The organism is Exiguobacterium sp. s89, assembly GCF_018617735.1.
Lineage (GTDB): Bacteria > Bacillota > Bacilli > Exiguobacteriales > Exiguobacteriaceae > Exiguobacterium > Exiguobacterium marinum.
Window position 1 is genome coordinate 69,865 of the sequence record NZ_JACSKS010000003.1, and the last position, 25,320, is coordinate 95,184.

Annotated in this window: 21 protein-coding genes; 9 read left to right on the plus strand and 12 right to left on the minus strand. The window is 47.1% G+C overall.

What is annotated here, in order from left to right; genetic code table 11:
- Positions 1-15: 15 nt before the first annotated feature.
- Positions 16-1,539 (minus strand): alkyl hydroperoxide reductase subunit F, encoded by a 1,524-nt coding sequence (gene ahpF, locus KNO96_RS10190; RefSeq protein WP_214703565.1) that lies wholly within the window; start codon positions 1,537-1,539, stop codon positions 16-18.
- A gap of 11 nt (positions 1,540-1,550) precedes the next feature.
- Positions 1,551-2,114 (minus strand): alkyl hydroperoxide reductase subunit C, encoded by a 564-nt coding sequence (ahpC, locus tag KNO96_RS10195; RefSeq protein WP_214700819.1) that lies wholly within the window; start codon positions 2,112-2,114, stop codon positions 1,551-1,553.
- A gap of 318 nt (positions 2,115-2,432) precedes the next feature.
- Between ahpC and KNO96_RS10200 the strand changes: the two genes are divergently transcribed.
- On the plus strand, positions 2,433-3,119 hold the full coding sequence (locus KNO96_RS10200) for a BglII/BstYI family type II restriction endonuclease (RefSeq protein ID WP_214703566.1): 687 nt from the start codon (positions 2,433-2,435) through the stop codon (positions 3,117-3,119).
- 13 nt (positions 3,120-3,132) lie between these two features.
- Here KNO96_RS10200 and KNO96_RS10205 read toward each other — a convergent pair whose 3' ends face one another.
- Together KNO96_RS10205 and KNO96_RS10210 are read right to left on the minus strand one after the other, a co-directional pair.
- Positions 3,133-3,579, minus strand: coding sequence for a very short patch repair endonuclease (locus KNO96_RS10205; RefSeq protein ID WP_214703567.1), 447 nt, complete (start codon positions 3,577-3,579; stop codon positions 3,133-3,135).
- Between the two features lie 55 nt (positions 3,580-3,634).
- Positions 3,635-5,005 carry a Sau3AI family type II restriction endonuclease gene (locus KNO96_RS10210; protein WP_214703568.1) on the minus strand — a complete coding sequence of 457 codons (1,371 nt, stop codon included), beginning with the start codon at positions 5,003-5,005 and terminating at the stop codon, positions 3,635-3,637.
- A 159-nt stretch (positions 5,006-5,164) separates the two neighbouring features.
- On the opposite strand from KNO96_RS10210, the gene dcm reads away from it, so the two are divergent.
- The gene (gene dcm, locus KNO96_RS10215) at positions 5,165-6,499 is read left to right on the plus strand and encodes a DNA (cytosine-5-)-methyltransferase (RefSeq protein WP_214703569.1); all 1,335 of its coding nucleotides are present in this window, start codon (positions 5,165-5,167) and stop codon (positions 6,497-6,499) included.
- A gap of 147 nt (positions 6,500-6,646) precedes the next feature.
- Positions 6,647-7,336: an HNH endonuclease gene (locus KNO96_RS10220; RefSeq protein WP_214703570.1), complete on the plus strand. Its 690-nt coding sequence runs from the start codon at positions 6,647-6,649 to the stop codon at positions 7,334-7,336.
- 34 nt (positions 7,337-7,370) lie between these two features.
- On the opposite strand, the gene htpG is transcribed toward KNO96_RS10220, so the two are convergent.
- Both htpG and KNO96_RS10230 read right to left on the minus strand, forming a co-directional pair.
- Positions 7,371-9,239, minus strand: a complete 1,869-nt coding sequence (gene htpG / locus KNO96_RS10225) for a molecular chaperone HtpG (RefSeq protein ID WP_214703571.1) — start codon at positions 9,237-9,239, stop codon at positions 7,371-7,373.
- Positions 9,240-9,541: 302 nt separating this feature from the next.
- Positions 9,542-10,168 (minus strand): TetR/AcrR family transcriptional regulator, encoded by a 627-nt coding sequence (locus tag KNO96_RS10230; protein ID WP_214703572.1) that lies wholly within the window; start codon positions 10,166-10,168, stop codon positions 9,542-9,544.
- 123 nt (positions 10,169-10,291) lie between these two features.
- Here KNO96_RS10230 and KNO96_RS10235 point away from each other — a divergent pair, with 123 nt between their 5' ends.
- Positions 10,292-11,041 (plus strand): SDR family NAD(P)-dependent oxidoreductase, encoded by a 750-nt coding sequence (locus KNO96_RS10235; protein WP_026824673.1) that lies wholly within the window; start codon positions 10,292-10,294, stop codon positions 11,039-11,041.
- A 32-nt stretch (positions 11,042-11,073) separates the two neighbouring features.
- Here KNO96_RS10235 and rluF read toward each other — a convergent pair whose 3' ends face one another.
- The gene (rluF, locus tag KNO96_RS10240; protein ID WP_026824672.1) at positions 11,074-11,784 is read right to left on the minus strand and encodes a 23S rRNA pseudouridine(2604) synthase RluF; all 711 of its coding nucleotides are present in this window, start codon (positions 11,782-11,784) and stop codon (positions 11,074-11,076) included.
- Between the two features lie 92 nt (positions 11,785-11,876).
- On the opposite strand from rluF, the gene KNO96_RS10245 reads away from it, so the two are divergent.
- Entirely contained in the window at positions 11,877-12,701 is an 825-nt protein-coding gene (locus tag KNO96_RS10245; protein ID WP_214703573.1) for a hypothetical protein, read from the plus strand.
- On the opposite strand, the gene KNO96_RS10250 is transcribed toward KNO96_RS10245, so the two are convergent.
- Together KNO96_RS10250 and KNO96_RS10255 are read right to left on the minus strand one after the other, a co-directional pair.
- Positions 12,667-13,317, minus strand: coding sequence for a C39 family peptidase (locus KNO96_RS10250; protein WP_214700825.1), 651 nt, complete (start codon positions 13,315-13,317; stop codon positions 12,667-12,669). The genes KNO96_RS10245 and KNO96_RS10250 overlap by 35 nt on opposite strands.
- A 73-nt stretch (positions 13,318-13,390) precedes the next feature.
- Positions 13,391-14,758, minus strand: coding sequence for a YjiH family protein (locus KNO96_RS10255; RefSeq protein WP_214703574.1), 1,368 nt, complete (start codon positions 14,756-14,758; stop codon positions 13,391-13,393).
- 259 nt (positions 14,759-15,017) lie between these two features.
- On the opposite strand from KNO96_RS10255, the gene KNO96_RS10260 reads away from it, so the two are divergent.
- From KNO96_RS10260 to KNO96_RS10275, 4 genes are all read left to right on the plus strand, one after another.
- The gene (locus KNO96_RS10260) at positions 15,018-16,010 is read left to right on the plus strand and encodes an LLM class flavin-dependent oxidoreductase (RefSeq protein WP_214703575.1); all 993 of its coding nucleotides are present in this window, start codon (positions 15,018-15,020) and stop codon (positions 16,008-16,010) included.
- Between the two features lie 139 nt (positions 16,011-16,149).
- On the plus strand, positions 16,150-19,320 hold the full coding sequence (locus KNO96_RS10265; protein WP_214703576.1) for an EAL domain-containing protein: 3,171 nt from the start codon (positions 16,150-16,152) through the stop codon (positions 19,318-19,320).
- 31 nt (positions 19,321-19,351) lie between these two features.
- Positions 19,352-20,209: an MBL fold metallo-hydrolase gene (locus KNO96_RS10270; RefSeq protein ID WP_214703577.1), complete on the plus strand. Its 858-nt coding sequence runs from the start codon at positions 19,352-19,354 to the stop codon at positions 20,207-20,209.
- Positions 20,206-20,637: a GNAT family N-acetyltransferase gene (locus KNO96_RS10275; protein ID WP_214703578.1), complete on the plus strand. Its 432-nt coding sequence runs from the start codon at positions 20,206-20,208 to the stop codon at positions 20,635-20,637. The genes KNO96_RS10270 and KNO96_RS10275 overlap by 4 nt, the downstream gene beginning before the upstream one ends.
- A 23-nt stretch (positions 20,638-20,660) precedes the next feature.
- On the opposite strand, the gene guaC is transcribed toward KNO96_RS10275, so the two are convergent.
- The 3 genes from guaC to KNO96_RS10290 form a co-directional block, all read right to left on the minus strand.
- Positions 20,661-21,644 (minus strand): GMP reductase, encoded by a 984-nt coding sequence (gene guaC, locus KNO96_RS10280; protein WP_214703579.1) that lies wholly within the window; start codon positions 21,642-21,644, stop codon positions 20,661-20,663.
- A gap of 186 nt (positions 21,645-21,830) precedes the next feature.
- Positions 21,831-23,891, minus strand: a complete 2,061-nt coding sequence (locus KNO96_RS10285; protein WP_214703580.1) for a PAS domain S-box protein — start codon at positions 23,889-23,891, stop codon at positions 21,831-21,833.
- 112 nt (positions 23,892-24,003) lie between these two features.
- Entirely contained in the window at positions 24,004-25,188 is a 1,185-nt protein-coding gene (locus KNO96_RS10290; RefSeq protein WP_214703581.1) for an MFS transporter, read from the minus strand.
- Between the last annotated feature and the right edge of the window lie 132 nt (positions 25,189-25,320).

Below are 25,320 nucleotides of genomic sequence, written 5' to 3' on the forward strand. Positions count from 1 at the left end.
GGGCGAGTCTTTTTGTTAGTTGCGAATCATGTAGTCGAAGGCGCCGAGTGCGGCTGTCGCACCAGAACCCATCGAGATGATGATTTGTTTGTAGGCGCTGTTCGTGCAGTCTCCTGCCGCGAACACACCTGGGACGTTCGTCGCGCCATGACGGTCGACGACGATTTCCCCGAAGTTGTTGCGTTCGACCGAGTCGAGCCAGTCCGTGTTCGGGACGAGACCGATTTGGACGAAGACGCCTTCAAGTTCGACGTGATGTGACTCGTTCGTTTCACGAGACACATACGAGATGCCGTTCACTTTGTCCGTGCCCGTAATTTCTGTCGTCTGAGCGTTCGTGATGACAGTCACGTTCGGGAGGCTGTGGAGACGGTCTTGAAGCACTTGGTCCGCTTTGAGTTCAGGAGCGAACTCGAGGACCGTCACGTGCTTGACGATCCCGGCGAGGTCGATGGCCGCTTCGATGCCGGAGTTACCGCCACCGATGACCGCGACTCGTTTCCCTTCGAATAGAGGACCGTCACAGTGTGGGCAGTAAGCGACCCCTTTGTTTTTGAACTCCGCCTCACCTGGGACGTTGACGTTACGCCAGCGTGCACCGGTTGAGAGGATGACACTCTTACTTTTCAGGACGGCACCGTTCTCGAGTTCGATTTCGACGAGGTCATTTTTCTCAAGGCGCTTCGCGCGTTGGAGGTTCATGACGTCGATGCCGTACTCTTTGACGTGCTCTTCTAGACTTGCGACGAGTTTTGGACCTTCTGTATAAGCGGTACCGATGAAGTTCTCGATCCCCATCGTGTCCATCACTTGGCCGCCGAAGCGCTCCGCGATGATTCCGGTACGGATTCCTTTACGAGCCGCATATACGGCGGCACTTGCACCAGCTGGACCGCCACCGACGATGAGGACGTCGTACGGGTCTTTATCCGAGAATGCAGAGGCGTCAGGACCTGTACCGAGTTTCGCTAAGATCTCTTCGAGTGACATCCGACCGTTACCGAACGATTCGCCGTCCAAGAAGACCGTCGGGACAGCCATGATCTCTTTTGCTTCCACTTCATCCTTGAACGCGGCTCCATCGATCATCGTGTGAGTGATGTTCGGGTTGAGGACGCTCATGACGTTTAGCGCTTGCACGACGTCAGGACAGTTGTGGCAACTGAGGCTGATGTATGACTCGAAGTGATACGAGCCTTCGATATTTTGGATCTGTTTGATCGTGTCCGCATCGACTTTCGGTGCGCGCCCGCTCACTTGGAGGAGGGCGAGGACGAGTGATGTGAACTCATGTCCGAGTGGAATCCCCGCAAAGACGATTCCTGTCTCTTCAGACGGACGATTCACGCTGAAGCTCGGTGTACGCTCGAGTGTCGCGCGTTCGACCGAGATGCGTGATGACATGCTGGCGAGTTCGTTGACGAGCTCGAGCATCTCGTTTGAGACGTTGTCTTCCCCAGCGCTCACACGGAGGACGACATCGCCCTCCATGAGCTGGAGATATTGGTCGAGCTGTTGTTTAATCGCTGCTTCTAACATGCAATCGCTCCTTACAATTTACCGACGAGGTCAAGGCTTGGGCGGAGTGTTTCAGAACCCTCTTCCCATTTCGCCGGGCAGACTTCGCCTGGGTTGTTGCGTACGTATTGTGCTGCTTTGACTTTGTTGACGAGCGTGCTCGCGTCACGGCCGATGCCGCCAGCGTTGATCTCGACAGTTTGGATGACACCGTCTGGGTCGATGATGAACGTACCACGGTCTGCGAGGCCGTCTTCTTCGTTCAAGACGTCAAAGTTGCGTGAGATGACGTGTGATGGGTCACCGATCATGATGTACTCGATTTTTCCGATTTTCTCAGATGTTTCGTGCCAAGCTTTATGTGTGAAGTGTGTGTCTGTTGAGACAGAGTATACTTCTACACCGAGGTTTTGAAGTGCAGCGTACTCATTTTGAAGGTCTTCAAGTTCAGTTGGGCAGACGAATGTAAAGTCAGCTGGGTAGAAGCAGACAACGCTCCATTTACCTTTAAGGTCGTTCTCAGTAACTTCGAGGAATTCACCTGTTTGGAATGCTTGTGCTTTGAATGGTAGTACTTCTTTGCCGATTAATGACATGGGTTATGTCCTCCTTGTTTTTTTACTCTAGCGTTTCTATCTCGACTAGAATAATTATAATGTAATACTAACTTCATATAACGAGCTAGAATTGTCAAGGCGTTTGCATGCTTTGAAATGTGTTGAAATAACTTATGATTATAAGAGAATAGCTTAATATCAGTAAAGAAAACGATTACAATAATAATGTATTTTCTTTGGATAAGTAGTATCTTTACAAAATATTAAATGAGTCACAAATTCGTTTGGAAGATAGAGATTATATCGTTATTCTCGTCTTTCTGTTCGTGATTATCATTTACAGACAGGGGATTTGTTATGAATTATCGAGTTCATTCTCATCGATTCGGTGAGACTATATTGAAGAACGATGAAGAGTTCAAGGAGATCTGGTCAGAGATTCATGACATCATTCAGTCAATCAGCGACAATGACATCATAAAGGTATTTAATGAAAAATATGCTGAAAAGAACAAGAGTCTATCAAAAGCTTTGAATGAACTGTTCAGGCTGGAATTTTTGAGAAGAGGATGGATGAGTGAGAGTCCGATTTTTCAGGATCGTGATTATTCAGAGAATGTGTGGCGTCTTGATTTTGCCAAGGACAACATCTCACTCGAGGTCGGATTTAACCATGCAGGCACCATCGCTTGGAACTTATTGAAACCGGTCATCGCAAGCGAACTGAACCATGTCGAAAAGGCGATTCAAACACGAATTGGAGTCATCATCTGTGCGACTCAACGATTACAGCGAGCTGGTAATTTTGATGGCGCCATTGGGACGTATGAGAAATATGTCCACCATTTGAAACCGTTAAACACGCAACTAACCGTACCAATCGTCATTATCGGACTTGAAGCACCTGATACGTTCAAAATCGTTGAATACTTAAATGAAAAAGGCGAAAAAAGAGGCCGCGTAGAGGAATTTTACGCGAACCTGCTTGTCGATGAAACGACCGAGACCTATGATGAACCGATGTTCGATGGAGATTTAGACTGATGTACTTTTAAATTCAGCCACTTCGTATGTGTCGGTTTTGCTTGGCCATGTCAACGAAATGAGTGATGGTATAAATCACATGATTAAAATCATCATTGACCTGGTGTTCCCAAAATCGAAGGATGATCCAACCTTCCTCTACATAATGTTGTGTGACATCGGCATCTCGTTCGATGTTACGTCCAATCTTTTGACGCCAAAAATCGGCATTCGTCTTCGGCAATTTGAAGTGGAGGGGACAGCCGTGCCAATAGCAAGAGTCCAGAAATACGACGACGCGTAATCCAGGAAACGAGATGTCGGGCGTCCCGTAAAGTTTGCGGTTGTTCTTGCGGTACCGATATCCGGCCGCCCACAGCGCTTTTCTGACTTTGACTTCCATCTTCGTATCTTTCCCGCGGTTGCCGCTCATCGTCTTGAACACGGATGGACTTGATGCTTTCGGTACGTTTTTGGCCATACCCCTCACCTCCCTCTACTAGGAAGATTCCACTGCAGAGGGAGAAGTACTCATGTTAAGCGTCTAGAATCTGCTGAATGTAGTTTCGATCTAACCAAAATGCCTGCTTTGTGATCCATTGTCCATCGGGGAGGCGGACTTTGTCATCTCCATCCGCGCCTTTTGAACGTACATGTGCGACTTGATTGAATTTCGGCCCAGGAAGGTTATTCTTTACTCTATTTTTCATAGGTGTCAGCTCAACCCCTTCTCTGACGACCTTTCGAGCCTCAGACCACATCTCATATAGTTCGCCATCGATTGTCTCGAGTGGCATGTTCCACAGTCGAATGCCTACAAAGCGAGGGATTCGCTTTTTCTTAGGGACGTATTCTTCGTCATATTGAAATTCCAAGAAAAGATATTTCTGTTCTGCGAATGTATCATATAGGTCTGAATCTTCCCAGTCGCTTTGGCATAGGTTTTCAAAATCGACTTTGCCGAACGACATATGTTCGCGAATCTTTCCGTCGGGTTCTCGTGCGACCGTTTTGAACTTGATGTTTGCCTTCGCAAATTCTTCGATACCGGAAAGGTCTGTCTTTTGGACTCCTAACAGTTTGGCCATGACATGAGGAATCATCGCCTTGTTTCTAGGATTGTATGGAACTTTCGTTTCTTCACATAAATCAATCAGTGTCTTGCCATAGTGTGGTGAGAGTCGGGTTTCGAGAAGTTCATCGATAGACATTTCGTTTAACTCACCTTGGTTTGCGATAGATTCCAGTAGTTCCGGTGTTAAATATTTACGAACCAACCCGGACATATAGGATGCTTTCAAAGAGAAGGCACGCGGTTTGGCAGGTTCATCTGAGAAGGGTTGAGTACGCACAATCGAACCGTTCGCCCCTTTTGTACAGGCGGACAGATACATCGTATCTGCCTCCGAAATGAGATGAGCCTCTCCATTCTTGATTTTGGTAACGATTGTTTCCCAATCTTGTCGCATCACGGCTAAATCTTCCTCCGAGAACTCGTTTAAGAATGCCTTATAGATGCGGTAGTCATCCATTGGGATTTCAGGTTCATATTGATAGAGCATGATGAGCATACTTGTGGCTTTCGATAAAAAGCTTGAAGTTTCAAACGAGTATCGATGCTCGCTATGGTAATCAATCATATTCAAGACGAGTCGTTCTTTCGAAGAATATGTACCGTTTTTGTTTTTCTTGAAAGGAGTGACCTTTAACTCGATACCAAGTTCCTCAAAGTCTGGTCGGGCATCTGAATTGATTGGGTATCCGAAGTGGCTCTCTTCAATAATGTGACCGAGTGATCCCTTGGAGCGAACATTTTTAATCCGTCCGGTCGTATCAATCTCGCCGAATGTCTTGCCCTCAGCCTCACTTGCCTTATCCATTAATTCTTGAATCGTTTCGTAACGCAATCGAATACCTCCTATAAATTTACATATGTAAGATGAGTATAACGTAGTTGTTGATCCCATTCACCTTTTCTGTTAAACTAATTTCATCGAGCTAGTTCGGTTGTGATAGGACCTAAAATAGCGTAAATTTAAGATAGAAAATACGAAAGGGTGTTCCCATTGATTAAAGTAGTTGAGTTATTTGCCGGTGTAGGAGGTTTCCGCATCGCGCTTGAAGGAATCAAAGATGTGAATGCCAAGCCTACATCTGACAAATTCGATGTGGTTTGGGGCAATCAGTGGGAGCCGGCGACGAAGGTGCAACCGGCCTTTGATTGCTATGCTGAACGTTTTAAAGGACGTGGCCAACACGTAAATGAGGATATCGCGCTGTCATGGATGGAAGCAGGACCACACCATTTGCTCGTGGGGGGCTTCCCATGCCAAGACTACAGTGTGTCGCGTAGCTTAAAGAATGAGCAAGGGATTCAAGGGAAGAAGGGTGTCTTGTTCTGGGAAATCATGAATATCATCGAACAGGAAAAGCCGCCTTACGTTCTTCTCGAGAATGTCGATCGCCTAATGAAGTCACCTGCGAAACAAAGAGGGCGTGACTTCAGTGTCATGCTTCGTGCGTTTGCCGATCAAGGATATACGGTCGAGTGGAGAGTCATCAATGCTGCCGATTACGGTTTTGCCCAACGCCGCCGTCGTATCTTTATCTTTGCGACGCGAGCGGATTTAAAGCATTCAACCCGAGCGGGGAAAGCAAATCCTGAGCAGTGGTTGTTGAAAGACGGATTCTTTGCACCGACTTTCCCGGTCATGGAGATGCCGAGCGAGAAGCATCCAGGTTCGACGTTCGAGTTGCCGAAAGACATCGTCGAAATCTCGGACACATTCTCTGCGACTTATCGAAATGCGGGTGTCATGACGGGGGATCAAGTGACGACGCTTGAGACGCTCCCGGTTCGCGAGACAGCTAAGACGCTCGGCGAAGTCGTTCAAGAGGTTTATGAGCAGTTTGGTCCTGCCCCGGAACACTATTATCTGGATACAGAGAAGGTTAAAAAATCTGGACGTACGGAAAAAGAGGAATTGGCTTACATGAAAGGGCCGAAAAAAATCGAACGTACTTCTGCGAGCGGTCACGTCTATGTATATGCTGAAGGAGGCATGTCCTATCCGGATTCGCTAGACCTCCCAGGTAGAACGATGTTGACAAGCGAAGGGACGTGCAACCGTTCAAGCCATGTCATCGAAGATCCGCATACGAAAAAATTGCGCTATTTGCGTCCAGAAGAATGTGAAGGATTGAATGGCTTCCCATACGGATGGACCGCGACTATGACAGACCGCAAGCGATACTTCACGATGGGGAATGCTCTCGTCGTCGGATTGATTGAGCGGATGGGCCATCGAATTGCGGAGATTCATGAGCAAGAGGACGAGAAAAGTCTGTTGCATGAAGTGAAGCAGATGCAGCTGTTGGGGACGTACAATAATTTCAAATAAAAATAATCCTCTTTCTTCGTTTCGATTGATTTAGAATTCAATTACTGAATTCAATAAATTTTCGTAGCGATAGTGAGAGGATTTTTGTTGTCCTTAGGCAAATACTTGCGTTAGAAAGAAACAAATAATTTATAGGAGGCTCGACATTTGAATTTACCGATTTTACAACCAAGTGGAAGAGGAAGAGAGTTTAATTCAGTTGACGATTTAAAAAAGTATCGAGTATTAATTGCTTATCTTATCGATGGTCTTAGTCATAGGGAAATCGAAAATAGAATTCTAAAGCCCACTTCTAAAAAATCAAATGGTTTTGAATCGATGAATATTTTAAGGTATCTAGGCCTGAGTAATGAATTCAAAGGTATTTTTATAAATTATTCAGTAGATGGAATGATTGAAGAGCTTACTGCTCATATCGGATATGAGGAAATAGTACGTATTCTTAGTTCTGTAAGTAAAAAATTAGAATATGTAACAGAAGAAGATATAAACGCCGAGGAAGTAGAAGATGGAGGCATGGTTTTAGAAGGGCAGGAACATTATTACTACGGAAAGCGATATGAGCGGGAAGCTTCGAATCGGAAAAGAGCTATTGAAATTCATGGTGTGAATTGTATCGTATGTGATTTCAATTTTGAAGAAGTGTATGGCGAACGTGGTAGAGATTTCATTGAAGTGCACCATTTAAAACCATTAAGCACTTTAGATGAGGCTGTGATGGTGAATCCTAAAACTGACTTAATTCCCGTCTGTTCTAATTATCATCGGATGATTCACCGGAAAACTGAACAAATACTATCACCAGATGAGCTACGGCGGCTGATGAACGACAGATAAATGAAAAGACAGAGGTCCCCCTCTGCCTTCACCGTTACTCCGCCATCAACGCACACACCGCATTCGAATACGCTACCGGATCTTCAATCGGTAACCCTTCAATGAGGAGGGCTTGTTGATACAAGAGGTCTGTGTATTGTTTCGCTTTCGCTTCATCTTCCTTATACACACGTTGGAGCGTCTGGAAGATGGCATGGTCAGCGTTCACTTCGAGCACTTTCTCCGCTTTCATACCGCCACCGTTTGGCATCGTGTTCAAAATCTTCTCCATCTCGATTGAGACGTCGCCGGCGACCGTCAGACAGACCGGATGTGACTTGAGGCGTGTCGAGGCACGCACTTCTTTGACGCGGTCCCCGAGCTCTTCTTTCATGAAGGTGAACAAGTCTTGGTTGTCTTCGTTGAGCGACTGCGCTTCCGCGTCATCGAGACCGAGGTCACCGCTCGCAATCGATTTGAACTCTTTGTCGTCATATGACTGAAGCATCTTGATCGCGAACTCGTCAATCTCTTCTGTGAAGTAGAGGATTTCATATCCTTCTTCTTTCAAGCGCTCCGCTTGTGGCAAGAGATCGATGCGATGGATCGATTCGCCTGTCGCGTAATAGATATACTTCTGATCTTCTTTCATCCGCTCGACGTACTCTTTGAGCGAGACGAGTTTCTTCTCGTGAGAAGAATGGAAAAGAATCAAGTCCTTCAATTCGTCTTTCGCTGCGCCAAACTGGTCATACACGCCGAACTTCAATTGGCGACCGAACGATTCATAGAACTTCTCATAGTCCTCACGCTCATTTTGGAGCATCTTCTCGAGCATCCCTTTGATTTTTGACTTCACGTTTTTGGCGATCACGCGAAGCTGGCGGTCCTGTTGCAACATTTCACGGGAAATGTTGAGGGAGAGGTCTTCAGAGTCGACCATTCCTTTGACGAAACCGAAGTAGTCCGGCAAGAGATCGGGTGACTTCTCCATGATCAATACGCCGTTCGAGTAGAGCTCGAGCCCTTTCTCGAATTCTTTCGTGTAATAGTCGAACGGAACCGTTGACGGGATATAGAGGATTGATTGATAACGAATCGTCCCATCGACGTTCAAGTGAAGGTGCTTGAGTGGCTCATCAAAGCCGTAGCGCTTCTCATGATAGAACGCCTTGTAATCCTCATCGGTCAACTCGCTCTTACGCTTCCGCCAAATCGGTACCATGCTGTTGACGGTCTCTTCTTCCTTATAGTCCTCGTACTCTTCTGAGTCCTCTTTTTGACGATGTTTCATCACATCGAGTTTGATCGGGTAACGGATGAAGTCCGAATGTTTCTTGATGAGCGAACGGATCTCATACTCTTCAAGGAATGAAGAGTACGCGTCATCTTCTGTGTCTGCTTTCAAGTGGAGCGTGATTTCCGTACCGATGTCCGCCTTGTCTGTCGGCTCGATTGAATAGCCATCTGTGCCTTCTGACTCCCATACGTAGCCTTGATCACTGTCAATCGAGCGAGTCCGTACGGTCACACGGTCAGCGACCATGAACGCAGAATAGAATCCGACTCCGAACTGGCCGATGAGGCTATGGTCTTCTTCCATCTTCGTCGCTTGCTTCATGGCGAGTGAGCCACTCTTGGCGATAATTCCAAGATTCGATTCGAGCTCTTCTTCTGTCATCCCAATCCCTGTATCGCGAATCGTGATCGTCCGCGCCTCTTTGTCGAGTTCGATTTTGACGAAGTAATCGTCTTTGTTGAACTCGATACTTTCGTCGGAGAGGGCACGATAATACATCTTGTCGATGGCGTCGCTCGCGTTCGAGATGAGCTCGCGCAAGAAAATGTCCTTATGTGTATAAATTGAGTGGACCATCAACTCTAAAATTCGTTTCGATTCGGTTTGAAACTGTTTCTTTGTCATGATCGTTCTCCTTTTGATGTCTGTATTTTGGCACTCTATAATTAAGAGTGCTAACACTCTTAATTATCCTAATTTTTAGGAAGATGTCAACCGAGATTGAAGAAAAGATTGACGAGGACGTAGGTTTCGCATATAGTTGAGTACATGCGATGAGCTGGTCTATGTAAGACGGCGGACATTCCCTTGAGGAGCACGTTGTGGAGCGTGGTCCGTCGCGGTAGACTTTCGAGAGCACCTCTAGTGAGAGGTGCTCATTTTTTATGTATACAATTAGCCTCCCTTCAAGCGAAGGGAGGCTTTTCTCATGCCCGAATGGATGCGAGTAACATCTCTTTCAACGCACGCAATTGAACGGCCGGCTCGATATCGTCTTCTAAATAACTGATATGTGACTTCAACATGATGTTGTTTCCGAACGTCCCGAACGTATTGATGATTGTGACGACGGTCACCTTCACATCGATATCCGAGCGGAATGATCCGTCTCGTTTCCCGTCTTCAATCAAGGGTTCGAGCGTCTGCATGATTTGTCGCTGCACGTCAATATAAGTCTCGATCCCAGGAAGGGGCGTGGCGACGAACGATGCATAGCTTTCAAACGCCTCTCGGAAACGGGCGTGGTTCGACCGCTCCAACTGCATCTCGAAAAAGTGGTTCAAGATGGCTTCAAGCCTTTCATAGGCGTTTCCCTTCTCATGCATGAATTGTTCAAATCGCTCGAGTGTCGGTTGTAGATTCTTGACTGCCGCTGCGACGATCAATTGGTCTTTCTTCGGGAAGTAGCGAAATAGCGTCGCCACCCCAATTCCTGCCGCATCCGCGATATCCTGCATTTGAACTTTCTCAAAGCCGTTCTCTAAAAATAAGCGCTCTGCCTCTTTGATAATCAGTTGAATCCGTTCTTCTTTGTTTTGTTGTCGTTTACTCAATTCCATCACCTCATTGTCTTTCCTTAGTATATCGTCTTCGAGCAGTTTCGTTGAGATTAATGTCACATCCAATTATGATTATGATAGTTAGACTATCATAATTTAAAGAATGGAGCTGGGACAATGCGTTTACAGGGGAAAGTAGCGGTCATCACAGGGGCAGGAAGCGGTATGGGAGAGTCGACGGCACGTCTATTCGCCAAAGAAGGAGCGACGGTCGTCGCGACAGATATCAATGAACAAGGTGTAAACAGCGTGGTCGAATCGATTCGTGCACAAGGCGGTGAAGCCATCGCGGTGAAGCATGACGTGACATCGCGTTCGAGCTGGGAAGACGTATTCGCAGAAGTGGAAGCGACGTGTGGCAAATTAGATATCCTCGTCAATAATGCCGGAATCGCACTTGCGAAACCGTTCTTGGAACAGACAGAAGAGGACTGGGCACGGACGTATCGAATCAATATCGATGGCGTCATGTTAGGGACACAATATGCGATTCCGCTCATGACCGAGAATGAGGGAGGATCAATCGTCAACATCTCTTCCATCTCTGCATTGACCGGTATGGCGGGTGCAGGGGCATACACAGCCTCAAAAGGTGCGGTCCGTTCTCTTACGAAAGCAGCGGCCGTCGATTACGGGAAACAAAACATTCGCGTCAACTCGGTACACCCAGGGTACATTGTGACTCCGATGAGTGCGCCGCATATGGAACATCCGGACTATAAGCAGCATTTCTTGAATCAAATCGCTTTGCCGAATCTCGGACAAGCGGATGAAGTGGCGGCAGCCGTTCTCTTCCTCGCGTCAGACGAGGCGAATCATATTAGCGGGATTGAACTTCCGGTAGACGGTGGCGTGACAGCGAAATAAAAAATAAGCCTAGACGCGCGTCTAGGCTTATTTTAGTACCATTCTTTCGGTTCGTAATTCAATTCGCGGAACAATTGTTCCCGTTCTTTTTTCGAAAGGTCGCGCCATTGTCCAGGTGGGAGCTTCCCGAGCGTGATGTTCATGACACGCACACGTTGGAGGCGGAACACTTCATAGCCGAGCGCCTCACACATCCGACGGATCTGACGGTTGAGTCCTTGGGTGAGGGTGATGTTGAAGTCAAACTTCGAGAGCGGACGGACTTTACACGGAAGCGTCTTCTGTCCGAGGATTTTGACGCCGGCTTCCATCTGTTCGACGAACTCTGGTGTGATCGGCTTATCGACCGAGACGATGTATTCTTTCTCATGCTCGCCTTCTGCACGGAGAATCTCGTTGACGATATCGCCGTCGTTTGTCATGAGGATAAGACCTTCCGAGTCTTTATCGAGACGACCGATATTGAAGATGCGGAGCGGGTGGTTGACCATGTCGACCAAGTTCCCTTTTACTTTCTTCTCTGTCGTACTCGTGATCCCGACCGGCTTATGGACGGCGATGTAGACGTTGTTTCGTGCGACACGTGCGGCCGAACCGTTGACGAGGACTTCATCGCCCGGTTTGACCTGGTCGCCGATTTTTGCTTTTTTCCCGTTGATGGTGACGCGTCCCTCTTCGACGAGACGGTCGGCTTGGCGACGGGACGCCTTGCCTGATTCACTAATGAATTTATTGATGCGCATGTATACACGTCCTTTATTTGGCTTCGTCCTCTCACTATAACGCATTTTATAAACTCTCGAAAGCGGGAAACGAACGGGAGAGGAGGGATGACATGGAGGCAGTACGACTGTTACAAGACGCGATTCGATTTCAAGCAACGCTATGTGATACATCATTCGGAAAAGAATTAATTTCGGAGGCGTCGCCTGTCCTTTGGTACGGTCGACCTGGTCTGAATCAATGGCTGACCATCGGGACGAATCCGTCCCGCGGCGAGTTTTTACATCGTGACGGGACGCCGAGAATGGGGCAAGCCCAAAAGTTCTATTGGCGGGACACACTCTCGTTTGAAGATTACCTCGGAAATGAAGAGGCGCTGAAACAAACGCTCGAACGGACATCGGTCTATTTCGAGTCGGGTCGCGCAACGACGAGCTGGTTCGGGAAACCAGGTGGCGCCAAACTCGAGGCGCTCCTCAACGGGATGGGGCGGTCGTTTTATGACGACCCTAACGCTGTCATCCACGTCGATTTTTTTAAATTTGCGACGTATGAACAGATGGGGAAGATGAGGACGGGGCGCGACTGGATGGAGCATCCGACCTCAATCGAATTGTTGGAGCGGACGATTGCGTATATTAAACCGAGCCGTATCATCGTGCTCGGGCGAGACAACTGTCGTGCCTTGAACGAGTTTTCAACAATAGGAAGTCTGTCTACGTATCCTGCCGTCACTTATGAAATCGGACGTCATGAATCAGGTATCCCGATGATTGGCCTCCATATGAAGCCGTCAGAAGTGTTCGTCGGGCTCGGGAATGGGTATGACTCAAACGGGCTACATTACGGGTCATACGCCAAGCGCGAGCATCTTTTAAAAATCGGTCAAGCGATTGAAACGATTACGGACGAGTGGTTGGTGGATGGACGCGCGTGATGCTTCCCCAAAAGTTGAATTCGTTGAAGTCGATATAGCGCACGTCTTTCGACCGGTTGTCGAGCACGGCCAACAAGACGACGTCGGGAAATCCCCGTTTTTCAAACTGTAAATAGCCGACCCCCGTGACGGAATGATTCTTATAGAAGCCGTTCGCCATATTTAATACGAACGGTCGACCCGCTTTCAGTTCCCGCTCGAACGTCGACCACTTCCATAGATAGCGGGAACTGCCTCGACCGTCATACCCGTATCGTTTCCATAATTTCGTGATGATGGTGGCGATTTGAGTCGGTGGCGTCCCTTTCTCATCTTTGAAATGGTGCCTGAAGGCAATCTCGCGCATATCCTCCTGAATCTGCGTTACATCGTCTGGGATATTAGTGAATCCGTGATTTCGATAAAAGCGGAAGATGGCGGTGATCGATGTCAACGTACAGTTGTTCTTTCCGTTCTCGAATTGTCGTTGGAGCAAGACAGGCACGCCTTCGATCTGTACAGAGCGCTTTAATGTCCAGCGTCCATGGTAACGATCGTTCACATAAGCTTCCGGGTCGATGATACCGGCATAACCGTTGTTTGCGACCTCGAGTTGTCCTGCGAATGGGTGCTCCATCTAGATTTCCCTCCTTTTCTTTTAGTATACAAAGGACGCCCCATCTCATAAAAGAGAAAGGGCGTCGTTTTCGTTAAAACACAAGATGTGCAATTCCGACGATGATTGGAAGTGTGATGAATGTACGTAACAAGAAAATCAACACGAGATCGAAGAACGAGATTGGGAGTTTCGAACCAAGCAACAAGCCCCCGACTTCAGACATATAGATGAGCTGGGTGACGGACAACGTGGCGATGACGAAACGCGTCATTTCACTCTCGATTTCACTTCCGAGTACGGCCGGCAAGAACATGTCCGCAAAACCGACGACCATCGTCTGTGCGGCCGCTGCCGCTTCCGGCACTTGTAGGAACATTAAAATCGGCTCGAACGGCTTTCCGATGATTGTGAAGAACGGTGTATATTCGGCGATGACGACAGCGATTGTCCCGACAGCCATGACGACCGGAAGGACACCAATCCACATATCGAGTACGTTTTTAAAACCATCTTTTAATGTTTCCAAGAAACTCTTACTTGATTGTGACTTCTTCAAAGCTTGGGTCAGCGCCCATTTACCGAGCGACATGTTCGCCGGAACATCTTCTTCCGGTTGAAGCTCGATTTCCTCATAAGCAGTATCCGCTTTTTTAGATAACGGATAAATTCGCGGCATGATGAGGGCTGCGATTAGACCTGATAAAATGATGGCACCGTAGTACGGCAGGAAGTATTGATCGAGTCTCATATACTGCAGGACGACGATTGTGAAAGTGATGGAGACGACAGAGAATGTCGTTGCAATAATGGATGCCTCTCGTTTCGTATAATAACCTTCTTCATACTGTTTTGTCGTAAGTAGAATTCCAATCGTTGCATCTCCGACCCATGACGCGAGCGAGTCGAGGGAAGCGCGTCCTGGCAGACGGAACAACGGACGCATGATTTTCATCAGGAATGTGCCGACGAACTCGAGAAGTCCGAAGTTCAATAGGAGCGGTAACAACATACCCGCAAAAAAGAATGTCGCAAACAAGATTGGAATCAAATCAAAGAGTAGCAAGCCACCCGTAAATTCCGACGTAATCATCTCTGGTCCGACCGCGAGTAGCGTCATGACACCGGCGATGAAACCGATGATGCGCATAACGAACCAAAACGGTGTCACGCTAAACAGTGCGTTGATTGATGGTCGTTCCACTATAAAGGCAGGACGTGCCGTAAATAATAACAACGAGCCAAGGATTGAAATTCCCATCATGATGACGGCGAGTGCCGGTACGATGGCGCCAATCCAATCAATCAATAGATTGGATAAGAAGGCGATTGGAATCGTGAAACCTTCCTCAGATGAGATTGGTACGATAAAAAACATAATGCCGATGAGCGATGGAATCAAAAACTTAAAAAAGTCTCGACTCGAAAATTTCTTTCCGTCTGGTGTTGATGAACCATTCATGATGCATTCCTCATTTCCCCGAAATGTTTTTGCTGTCTATCTATCCCCATTACACATCCAGCCACGATTAAAACCTCTTTCTTTATCAGTATAAAAAATATGACTAGGTACTATCAACCAAATGCGTGAATTTTCTAAAAATATTGGATGTTGACTAGGCAAAACATTCGTATTCTATAGAGCCATTTAGTATGATGACGGCGAGTCCAACAAATTCAAGATATTTAGAAACTTCATTATAGAGATAGGAGAATGCATGATGAGATTGAGTGTGTTAGATCAGGCGCCGGTCACGTCGGGTCATACGGGAGAACATGCGCTGAAAAGTGCGGTCGAGCTTGCACAAGTCGCAGAAGAGTTAGGATATTACCGCATGTGGATGGCGGAGCACCATGGAGGCATGTCGTTCGCTAGTTCGGCTCCTGAGGTCATCACAGCCTATCTGGCAGCCAAAACAAAAAAGATTCGTCTCGGTTCAGGTGGCATCATGATGATGCACTATTCGCCACTCAAGATGGCGGAGGTGTTCAAGACGCTCAGTGCACTTGCGCCTGAGCGAATCGACTTTGGTGTCGGACGTGCACCTGGAGGTGACTCGAACGCGATCTATGCGATGTCACAGGGACAAAAGCCGATGATGGATGGGCTTTATGAAAAATTAGATACGACGCTTCAATTGATTAAAGACGAGGCACCTGAAGAACGTTGGTATAAGAATACGCCGGCTGCGCCGACAGGCATCACCCTTCCAGAGGCATGGTTACTCGGTTCGAGTGGGAACAGTGCCATTCAAGCTGGACGGATGGGGCTTGGCTATTCGTTCGCTCAATTTTTCAATGGCCAATTGAGCGCCGAGACGCTCGATACGTATCGTCATCACTTCACACCGTCTGACTTTATGGAAAAACCGGATATCAGTGTCACGTATTTGGTGACGACGGCGGAAACGGAAGAAGAGGCTGAGTATTTGGCTCGACCTTCTGATTTGTCGCGTCTCTTCTTGATGCGAGGGCAGTTGCGACAGCTATTGAGTCCAGAGGCGGCCCATGACTATCCGCTCACGGAAGTCGATAAAATTCATATCGCCAACAACCGGGCGATTCACCTCGTGGGGACGCCGAAACAAATCGCGGAACAGTTGCGTGATGAGTCGGAACGTTACGGCTTCGATGAAGCGATGATCTGTAGTATTCAGCATAAGCAAGAGGACCGATTAAACGTCTATCGCCTATTGGCAAACGAATTACTTTAATCCGACAGACACCTTCTCAAGACAGGGAAGGTGTTTTTTGTACGGACGAAAAACGTTTTCCCATTTTTTCAAAGGTTTTCTCCATACTTAGCACGAAACCAACTACACTATAAGAAAAAGGAACGGGTGGAGGGATACGATGCAACGGATGAAAGGGGACCCACATTATCTGTTCGAGTTGTTCACACGTTTGTATCGAATGGTATTTCTAATGGAAGTGTCAGATGAGGGCTATCGTTACGTTCACGTGAGCAATCAGGCAAAACTTGCTTCTTCACTCCCGGATGATGTGGAAGGGCATTATTTACATGAAATGTATCAATCAGAGGTGGCCAATGAGCTGATTGAGCATTATGATTCGGTCGTTGAGACAGGCGACCCGGTCTATTTCATGTCGAAGATGAATATCGAATCCAATACGGCCCGATTTGCGTCGTCTATGCTTGTACCAATCGAGGATGAGGCGGAGACGGTTCGTTATATACTTAGCTTGACGACCGATTTATCGGAAGAGGCGGAAATTAAACTACTTCGAAGTATCGAGCACATGGACTATTTGACGGGAATGCCGAATTTGATGAAAGTGAAATTGGAGCTCGATCAATTGTTCGAGCAACAGAGTTCAGAAGAAACGAGCGTCATACGTCTGCACATCAATCGTTTCAAGATGATGATGTCACTTCAAGGGGTAGAACGATCGAATCAGTTGATTAAAAATATCACACGTCAATTGGCGAACACACTTCCAAAAGGGTCCATCATCGGTCGGGTGGACAGCGAGGACTTCATCGCGGTTCTGCCATATGTGCCGATTAAAATCGCTTATATGTATGCTGAACATTTGCTTGATGTGATTGCGAGTCATTCCTACCAAGTTGCGGAGGCAGAATTCCCATTATCGAGTTGTATCGGAATCGGAGCGGGGACGACAGACGCCGACCGTATCATTATGAACGCTTCGACTGCTTTACTCGAGGCGCGGCAGACCGGGAGTCAGACGATTCGTTTATATGAGCACGATGAGTACGTACAACGCTATATCGATGAAATCATGATTGAGACGGAACTCGTGAAAGCACTCAAACAAGACGAACTGTACATGGTGTATCAGCCGAAAGTATTGATGGATGGAGCAATTCATTTTGAGGCGCTCATTCGTTGGGAAAGTCCGGTGCTCGGTATTGTTTCTCCTGAAATGTTCATACGGGTTGCGGAGCAGTCGCTACTGATTGAGGACGTGACACAGTTTGTACTGAATCGGGTGTGCCAAGAGGTGTCAACACATCCCGAGCAATTTGAAGGGCGCCGTGTGGCCGTGAACGTGTCGCCGAACTTGTTTCATGAGAACCATATGAATGAACTCGTTTCCATCATTTCATCGTACGGTCTTCAACCTGAACAGTTTGAGTTTGAAGTGACAGAGCACACGTTAATGCATGAACCAGTCGCTACGATCAAAATAGTCGAATCGTTAAAACAGCAAGGCTTTCGACTGATGATTGATGATTTCGGAGTCAGTTACTCCTCTTTAAATTATTTGAAGCTATTCGAAATTGATGGAATCAAGATTGATCGATCGTTCGTTGCTCAACTCGATCAAGAGAGTGGACTAAAAGAATATGAAATCGTCAAACTGATTGTGTCGCTGGCAAAAAAATTAGACCTAGAGGTGACGGCAGAAGGGGTCGAGACGGAAGAACAATATCGTATTTTACGTCAACTCGGCTGTGATGAGATTCAAGGTTATTTCTTTAGTCGCCCGATGCCGCTCGGAGACTTGGATGAAGCGCTCGATATCTTATATTCCCATCAAGCGATGTTGTCGAAAATCGAACAGCCGTCACAGTTACTTCAACCTTCTCTAGACGACCGTGAAATAAAACGCTTAAAAGCGATTCTGAGATTGGAGATTTTAAATACACCTCAAGAGGAACGTTATGACCGAATCTCACGTTTGGCCGCACAAACTTTACAGATGCCGGTCGCCTTCATCTCCATCATGACGACGGATCAACAGTGGCTCAAATCATGTGTCGGGATTGAACTCGAATCTGCGCATCTTAAACGGGAATGGACGTTATGCAATCGGGTTATCACATCCGAGCGTCCGGTCGTCATTGAAGATGTCGTGTCAGAAGCGATTGAGAGCGATAGTCCTTGGCTCGAGCGTATTGGGTTTTATGCAGGTGTACCACTTCGTACAAAACAAGGTCATGTCATCGGTACGCTTTGTGTAGTCGACGAGCAGGCGAGAACGTTCACGGAAGCAAATCTACAAACACTTGAATCGTTTGCGCATTGGGTCATGACAGAAATTGAGCATACAGAAGTTTTAAGGCGACAAATCAATCGTCAGCAAGTTGTAGAAGCATTGTATGAAGCGACGGCATTACGCCTGCCATTTCAAGACCAATTGGAGCGGGTTCAAGAAATTCTATTGGAATGGGTCGGTTATTCACACGCGGTCATCTTCTCGATTGAGACTTTCAACCGACTCTTGGTAGAGAATGGGGTATCCCGTTTGACGTGGGGAGAAGAAGAACTTCAATCCCTCCATCAACTGACGACAGTCGGTTCACAAACGCTACAAGAAGGCGAACTTATTGTAGACGGCATTGAATTCACCACGCTCATCAGTTTTCCTCTGACACATAATCATCAAGTGTTTGGCTGGATTGTTTTATTGGCGGAGCAAGGGAATTTAAATGATCAACTCGACGAGAATACCCTTCAGGAATTGACCGACACGATACGATTGCTCGCGAGGTGGATGGAGAGCGGGATTCGAAAAGAACGGAAACAACGCGAGATGGTTCATATCGCGAAACAGGATCAATTGACGAAACTATGTAACCGTCACACCCTCACGACTGATTTATACAAGCAATTGCAACGCTCGCAACCAATCACATTACTATTAATTGATTTAGACGATTTTAAACGAATCAATGATCAATTCGGTCATTTGATTGGGGATGAAATGTTAATTGAGATGGCTCAACGATTAAATGAGTTTGTACAGCGTGTTGGTGGTCAGGTGTATCGATTTTCTGATAATGCATTCATTGTGATTCAGGATGGCTCTCCCCGCAGGTTAAAAGATATAAATGAAGTCATTTCCCGGGGAATAACTGCGTCGAATGGAGAAGTGATTCATCTTACGGCGAGTGTCGGGGTCACCATGGTGCAAAGTAGTGACACGATCGACGCGATTCTTCATCAAGTCGATTTGGCCATGCACATTGCAAAAAACAATGGAGGCAATCAATGGTTCCGGTACGATGTATATTCAGATGGCGAGGAACTTTAACTGATTTAGTAGAAGAGGAGTTTATTTGTTCATGCAAACTTTGATCAAGCACTCGGAACGTTTTTGGTACATGACACCTGTCGACCGTACAGACCGACCGATTCTCGGTGTCCTTGTCGGCGATACGCATACGCTGCTCATCGACGCTGGTAATTCTGTGTCGCACGCGTCATTCTTTTTAGAACAGCTAGAAAAACAAGACCTCCGTGCGCCTTCGATGGTCGCATTGACACATTGGCATTGGGACCACATCTTTGGTTTACCGGCCCTAGAAGGGGTGTTATCGATTGCAAGTGAGGCGACAAAACAAGGTATGGAGAAGCTCGTCCCGTACGATTGGGACGATGCGTCTCTTGATGAACGGGTGGCGCAAGGGATTGAAATCGCATTTTGTGCGGAGGCGATCCGAGAAGAATATGGGGACGCCCGCGACATCGAAATCGTGTTGCCGACGCTGACGTTTCAAGAATCGCTGACGCTCGACCTCGGTGGGGTTCACGTTGTGTTGAAACATGTCGGGGGAGACCATGCAAAAGACGCTGTCATTCTATATTTTGTAGAAGAGAAAATCTTATTTTTGGGAGACGCGTTATACGCAAATCTATACGCTCCGACATGGCGGATGACACCGGAAGAGACACTTCGATTGTTGGATGTGTTGGAGACATTCGATGCCCAACAAATCGTTTGGTCACATGGTGAGATGGTGAGTCGTGAAGCGTTCGCAGAAGATTGCCTCGCATTAAGACGAATCGCCACCATATCAAATGATTTCCCAGGAAATATCGATGGAATCACTCGGTCATACGCTTCACTCGTCAATCGTGAAATCAACGAAGAAGAGAAAGAATTGATTACGTTTTTTGTGAACGGGACGATGGGAAGATGACACATATCACAAGAATTCACGAGGAGGACGAGACGTTCCAACAGTTTTTGACCACTCAATTGCGTGAGTATAACAACGTTCATTCGATTCATCATCGTGATATCCGCGAAGCGAACGTGCCGCTCATTCAGTTAAAAATCGAACAAGAAGGACAGGTGATCGCCGGATTGTATGGGAGTGTGTATTGGGGATGGTTCGATTTGGATCGCCTGTGGGTCGATGCAGACTTTCATGGTCAAGGCATCGGTAGTCAAATACTTGTAGAAGGGGAGGCGTTAGCGAAGTCGCTCGGTGCGACGCGTGTGAAGTTGACGACGTTCTCGTTTCAAGCAAAAACGTTTTATGAACGATTCGGTTATACGGTCGCGGGTGTGCTACCGGACTATCCACCTGGATCGGACTACTACATGATGATGAAAGAACTATAAAAGGCGACACGAGGTCGCCTTTATTAATATACTTTATCCCCATTGAAGATTGAGTTTTTCACCATGACATAGTCTACTGTGCGCAATGCCTCGAGACTGTCACCACCCGCGTAAGAAATCGCCGATTGGAGGTCTTGCTCCATCTCGGTCAATGTATCTTGTAGTGCCCCTTTGTGTTCGACAAACATCTTTTTCCCCTCGACGTTTTTCCGCTCACCTTTTTGAAACTCGGAAGCCGAACCGAAATACTCTTTCAATTGTTTCCCGTCTTGCTCGAACGTTTCCCCCGGTGATTCATCGTGTCCGGCAAATAACGAGCCAATCATGACCATCGAAGCCCCGAAGCGAATCGATTTGGCGATGTCACCATGTGTCCGGATCCCTCCATCCGCGATAATCGGTTTTGTCGCCGCCTTGGCACACCATCGCAGTGCAGCCAATTGCCAACCCCCTGTACCAAACCCAGTCTTGATTTTCGTGATACATACTTTACCGGGTCCGATTCCGACCTTCGTCGCATCCGCTCCGGCGTGTTCTAATTCGCGAACAGCCTCTGGCGTCCCGACGTTCCCGGCGATGACGAATGAGCCGGGAAGATGGTGTTTGATGTGTTGAATCATTCGAATGACCGCATTTGAGTGTCCGTGTGCGATATCGATCGTAATGAATTCTGGCGTATGACCGGTCGATTTAAGCATCTCGATAAAGGCATACTCTTCTTTCTTCACCCCGACACTGATGGATGCATACAATCCACGCTCATGCATATCTTGGATAAACGCAAGACGCGTCTCTGGATTGAAGCGATGCATAATGTAAAAGTAACCGTTCTTGGCCAGCATCAGTGCTACTTTTTCATCGATAATCGTCTGCATGTTAGCCGGAACGACCGGTAAACGGAAAGTAAAGCCACCAAGCTCGACGGTCGAGTTACATTCTGAACGACTGTCGACAATACATTTTGCAGGAATCAATTGAATATCTTCGTAATCAAATACTTTATCCATATGTCACACCCCTATTCACGAACATTAACGTCTTAAATAACAAAAAACTTCGCCCATTCGGTAATATAACGTGAATAGAACACAAAGTCAAAGGATATCTAAATAAATTAACTTAAATATGAATATAATTCGATAAAATACATTTAATCGTTCGGTTTTTGATGTTTCACGTGAAAAAAGGACCACTCATTCGTGGTCCTTTGCGAGTACATATTGGTTTCGTCCGCCAGCTTTCGCTTCGTAGAGAGCAAGGTCGGCGCGTTTTAATAACTGTTTGGTCGACAAGCCTTTCACATAACGAGCGCCCCCGACACTTGAAGTCGTGATGAATGTATGATGGTCAATTTCCCATGGACGTTGCAATGCCTGGATGACTTTCTCTGCGACACGATGTAGAGAACAGAGGTCGTTGAAGCGAATGAGCACGGCGAATTCATCACCTCCGAGTCTAGCGATCATATCTTGTTTTCGAAGCACGGATGTCAATCGACGTGCGAGTTGGCGCAAGAGCTCATCACCCACATCATGACCGAACGTATCGTTTATTTGTTTGAAGCGGTCAACGTCAAGTGCGAGGACGGCCAATTCGCCCTGTTCGAACTCGGTTCGATCAATCTCTTCTTCGAGATAGGCGAGGAAGAAGCGGCGGTTCGGCAAATCCGTCAACGTGTCGTGATACGCCAAATGTTTCAATTGTTTCTCGAGTGCTTTTCGCTGCATGATTTCACGGCTGACCGTCAAGTAGTGAAGGAGACGTCCAGATTCATCATAGATGGCCTGTATTTTCGTTTCGAGCCATATCCAGCGCTGATCGGCGTGAAAATGACGGAACTCAAGTGTCAACGAGATGTCCTGTTGCTGCCTTTCTTTCAATTGCTCCCTGACGATATGGATGTCGTCAGGATGGATATAGTCGAGCGTATTCTTCCCTTCGTAATACCCGGCCGCAAAGCCGAGCACGGTACGGTGGGAAGGGGATGCATAACGAACGGTACCGTCCCGTTCTAACATACAAACGAGATCACTCATGTTTTCTGTGATCAATCGATATTGTAACTCGCTTTGTCTCAAGGCTTGTTCCATTTCACGTTTTTCTGTGACATCACGTAAAATCGTTAGGACGGCCGTTTCGCCCTCGTAGTCGATGAGGAGACTACTGATATCCATCTGGAGCTTGTCTCCACTCGGCGTCACGATGGCCATTTCCGTATCCTTCACAGGGCCTCCAAGTTCAAGGGATGCGAGTCGTTTACGGGTGGATAGATGATGCTCTTCTGCGATGAATGAAAAAATCGATTCACTCTCGAGGTAAGTTTCACCAATTGTGGCGAGCGCCATCGCGTTCGCGTATATAATTTTCCCGTCTTGATGGACGATGATGCCTTCTGGAATCGTCTCGATCAGTTGACGATAGCGGCGTTCACTTTCGACCGTAGCACGTTCGGCGTTCTTCTCGGGCGTCAAGTCGATGATGATTGCAAATAGGCCGGTAATGTTACCACCGACCTCGATTGGAATGTTGAGGACTGACAAGTCGAGTCGTTCACCGGATTGATGTTCAGCATAAACGGAATATTTGTGTGGAATCCCAGAAAGCGTGAATTGTAATCCTTTCCGTACACGAGACCGTTCACTCTCAGGAAGCCAATGCAAGAACGGATGGTGAAGCATGTCCTGTTCCGCATAACCCGTGATGGCCGTGACGGCCGGATTGACTGATTTAATGTTTAGATGATGATCGAGCACAAAGATGCCGTGGGGAGAATAGCGTCGCAGCGACTCATGATGATCTTTTAGGATTGAGAGTTCGAGCTCACGACGTTTTCGTTCTGTCACTTCACGAACGACGGAGACGATATGTGTGCAGATTCCCTCATCATCAAAAATCGGAGTTACTTCTGACTCGAAGTAATGAAGTGGAAGCGTCAACACATCATTAGCCTCTACGGTATCCGTATAAAAGGAGTCGGCAAGAAGATAGTCTTCATAGACGACACTCTTTTTTGTTCGGATTGCTTCATCGTAATACTGTGAGATAAGAGCGGCCGTCTCAATCGGAACGAGTTCATCAATCTTCTTCCCGATATCCTCATCCGACCAATTGATGGCACGTTTTCCGGGTTCGTTCACGAAGACGTATCGATAAGCTGAACCATCAACTTCCATAAAGAATACATAGTCTGAAATTTTATCGAACGTCCGTAGTAAAATCGATGCGTTGGATTGAAGTGTATGGTCAGCTTTCATCTCGTCTCCCTCATTTCGTTCATTCTATTTTTTACACGTCATTTTTATTTTAACGTATCCACCACAGAAATGTGTGAACTTTCAAAAAAAGACAGGATGCATATACATCCTGTCAGGCAGCTTCGTTCAGTTGTTTTTGTTCGTTCCGTCCATTCATAGCGTAATACAAGAAAATGGTAAAGAGAACGACGCCAGAGAGGATCAGGTATAACGTCGAGAAACCGGTCAACGGAATGAGTAGTCCGATGAAATAAGGTCCAAACCCGAGACCTGCATCGAGCGCAATAAAGAACGTGGATGTCGCCATCCCCATCCGGTGGGGTGGTGAAGCCTTAACGGCAATCGCTTGTGTACCAGACTGTATATTTCCGAAACCTAGTCCAATCAAAGCACCTGCAAGCAAAAGCATCCAGCCGCTATTCGCCTGGCTGAGTACGAGAAGTCCGACAGCGAAGATGGCGATTGCCGGATACATGACGACGTTTGCTCCACGCGCATCCATCAATTTCCCAGTGATTGGACGTGATAATAGGACGGCGATCGAATAGACAAGGAAGAAGATACTTGCCGCCTCAATCAAGTCGAGTTCACTTGCATAAAAGTTGATATAGGACAAGACACTCGAATAGCTTAGTGCGGCCATGCCGATGATGAGGGCAATCGGTAACGCCCTCGGTTCGACGAATGATTTCAATGAGAAGCCACGAACGACTTCAGGAGCATCGACTTCAGGTACGTTGACGAAGAACGTACTCGCTAAACTGATGACTCCAATCACGAAACAAAGAGCGAATATGACGGTAAAGCTCGTATATTGGCTAAGGAGCAATCCGACGAACGGCCCGATGGCTGTCGCCAGAGTGGAGCTCATGCTGTAATAGCCGATGCCTTCACCTTTCCGGGTCGCAGGGATGATTTGCGCTACGATGGTCCCGGTTGCCGTACTCGATAATCCCATCCCGAGACCGTGAACGAACCGGGTGAGCAATAAGAAGCCGATGCCCCAATGGACGAAGTACAATAAAATCGTGGTGGTGAAAAAGACGAGCCCGATATAAAGCGTCTTCTTCCGACCGATCGAATCAATGAGTCGACCGATGAATAATCGTCCGGTCAACGTCCCGATGATGAAGATACCGGTGACGAGTCCTGCTTGACTCGTCGTCGCTCCGTACGACTCGACGGCATGCACTCCGATTGTGACCATCAATAAGAAAAAGATAAGCGTCAGGAAGAAGTTGATGAGCGAGATGATCAAGAAGTCTCGCGTCCACAGTTTTTGAATAGGTTGATGCATCGAACACGACGCCTCCTTTTCTTCAAAGTCGAATAGTTAATAAACATAACTAAAAGAGTATACCAAATCAAATTAGGATTGTCTGAGATGATGCACTACATGCACTGAATGACAGACATGAAAAAAACTCGA

Excerpts from the sequence above, each read along its gene's own strand:
- ahpF (WP_214703565.1), bottom strand. The coding sequence starts at position 1,539 with ATGTTAGAAGCAGCGATTAAACAACAGCTCGACCAATATCTCCAGCTC.
- ahpC (WP_214700819.1), bottom strand. The coding sequence starts at position 2,114 with ATGTCATTAATCGGCAAAGAAGTACTACCATTCAAAGCACAAGCATTC.
- KNO96_RS10200 (WP_214703566.1), top strand. The coding sequence starts at position 2,433 with ATGAATTATCGAGTTCATTCTCATCGATTCGGTGAGACTATATTGAAG.
- KNO96_RS10205 (WP_214703567.1), bottom strand. The coding sequence starts at position 3,579 with ATGGCCAAAAACGTACCGAAAGCATCAAGTCCATCCGTGTTCAAGACG.
- htpG (WP_214703571.1), bottom strand. The coding sequence starts at position 9,239 with ATGACAAAGAAACAGTTTCAAACCGAATCGAAACGAATTTTAGAGTTG.
- KNO96_RS10235 (WP_026824673.1), top strand. The coding sequence starts at position 10,292 with ATGCGTTTACAGGGGAAAGTAGCGGTCATCACAGGGGCAGGAAGCGGT.
- rluF (WP_026824672.1), bottom strand. The coding sequence starts at position 11,784 with ATGCGCATCAATAAATTCATTAGTGAATCAGGCAAGGCGTCCCGTCGC.
- KNO96_RS10245 (WP_214703573.1), top strand. The coding sequence starts at position 11,877 with ATGGAGGCAGTACGACTGTTACAAGACGCGATTCGATTTCAAGCAACG.
- KNO96_RS10250 (WP_214700825.1), bottom strand. The coding sequence starts at position 13,317 with ATGGAGCACCCATTCGCAGGACAACTCGAGGTCGCAAACAACGGTTAT.
- KNO96_RS10255 (WP_214703574.1), bottom strand. The coding sequence starts at position 14,758 with ATGAATGGTTCATCAACACCAGACGGAAAGAAATTTTCGAGTCGAGAC.
- KNO96_RS10260 (WP_214703575.1), top strand. The coding sequence starts at position 15,018 with ATGAGATTGAGTGTGTTAGATCAGGCGCCGGTCACGTCGGGTCATACG.
- KNO96_RS10265 (WP_214703576.1), top strand. The coding sequence starts at position 16,150 with ATGCAACGGATGAAAGGGGACCCACATTATCTGTTCGAGTTGTTCACA.
- KNO96_RS10270 (WP_214703577.1), top strand. The coding sequence starts at position 19,352 with ATGCAAACTTTGATCAAGCACTCGGAACGTTTTTGGTACATGACACCT.
- KNO96_RS10275 (WP_214703578.1), top strand. The coding sequence starts at position 20,206 with ATGACACATATCACAAGAATTCACGAGGAGGACGAGACGTTCCAACAG.
- guaC (WP_214703579.1), bottom strand. The coding sequence starts at position 21,644 with ATGGATAAAGTATTTGATTACGAAGATATTCAATTGATTCCTGCAAAA.
- KNO96_RS10285 (WP_214703580.1), bottom strand. The coding sequence starts at position 23,891 with ATGAAAGCTGACCATACACTTCAATCCAACGCATCGATTTTACTACGG.
- KNO96_RS10290 (WP_214703581.1), bottom strand. The coding sequence starts at position 25,188 with ATGCATCAACCTATTCAAAAACTGTGGACGCGAGACTTCTTGATCATC.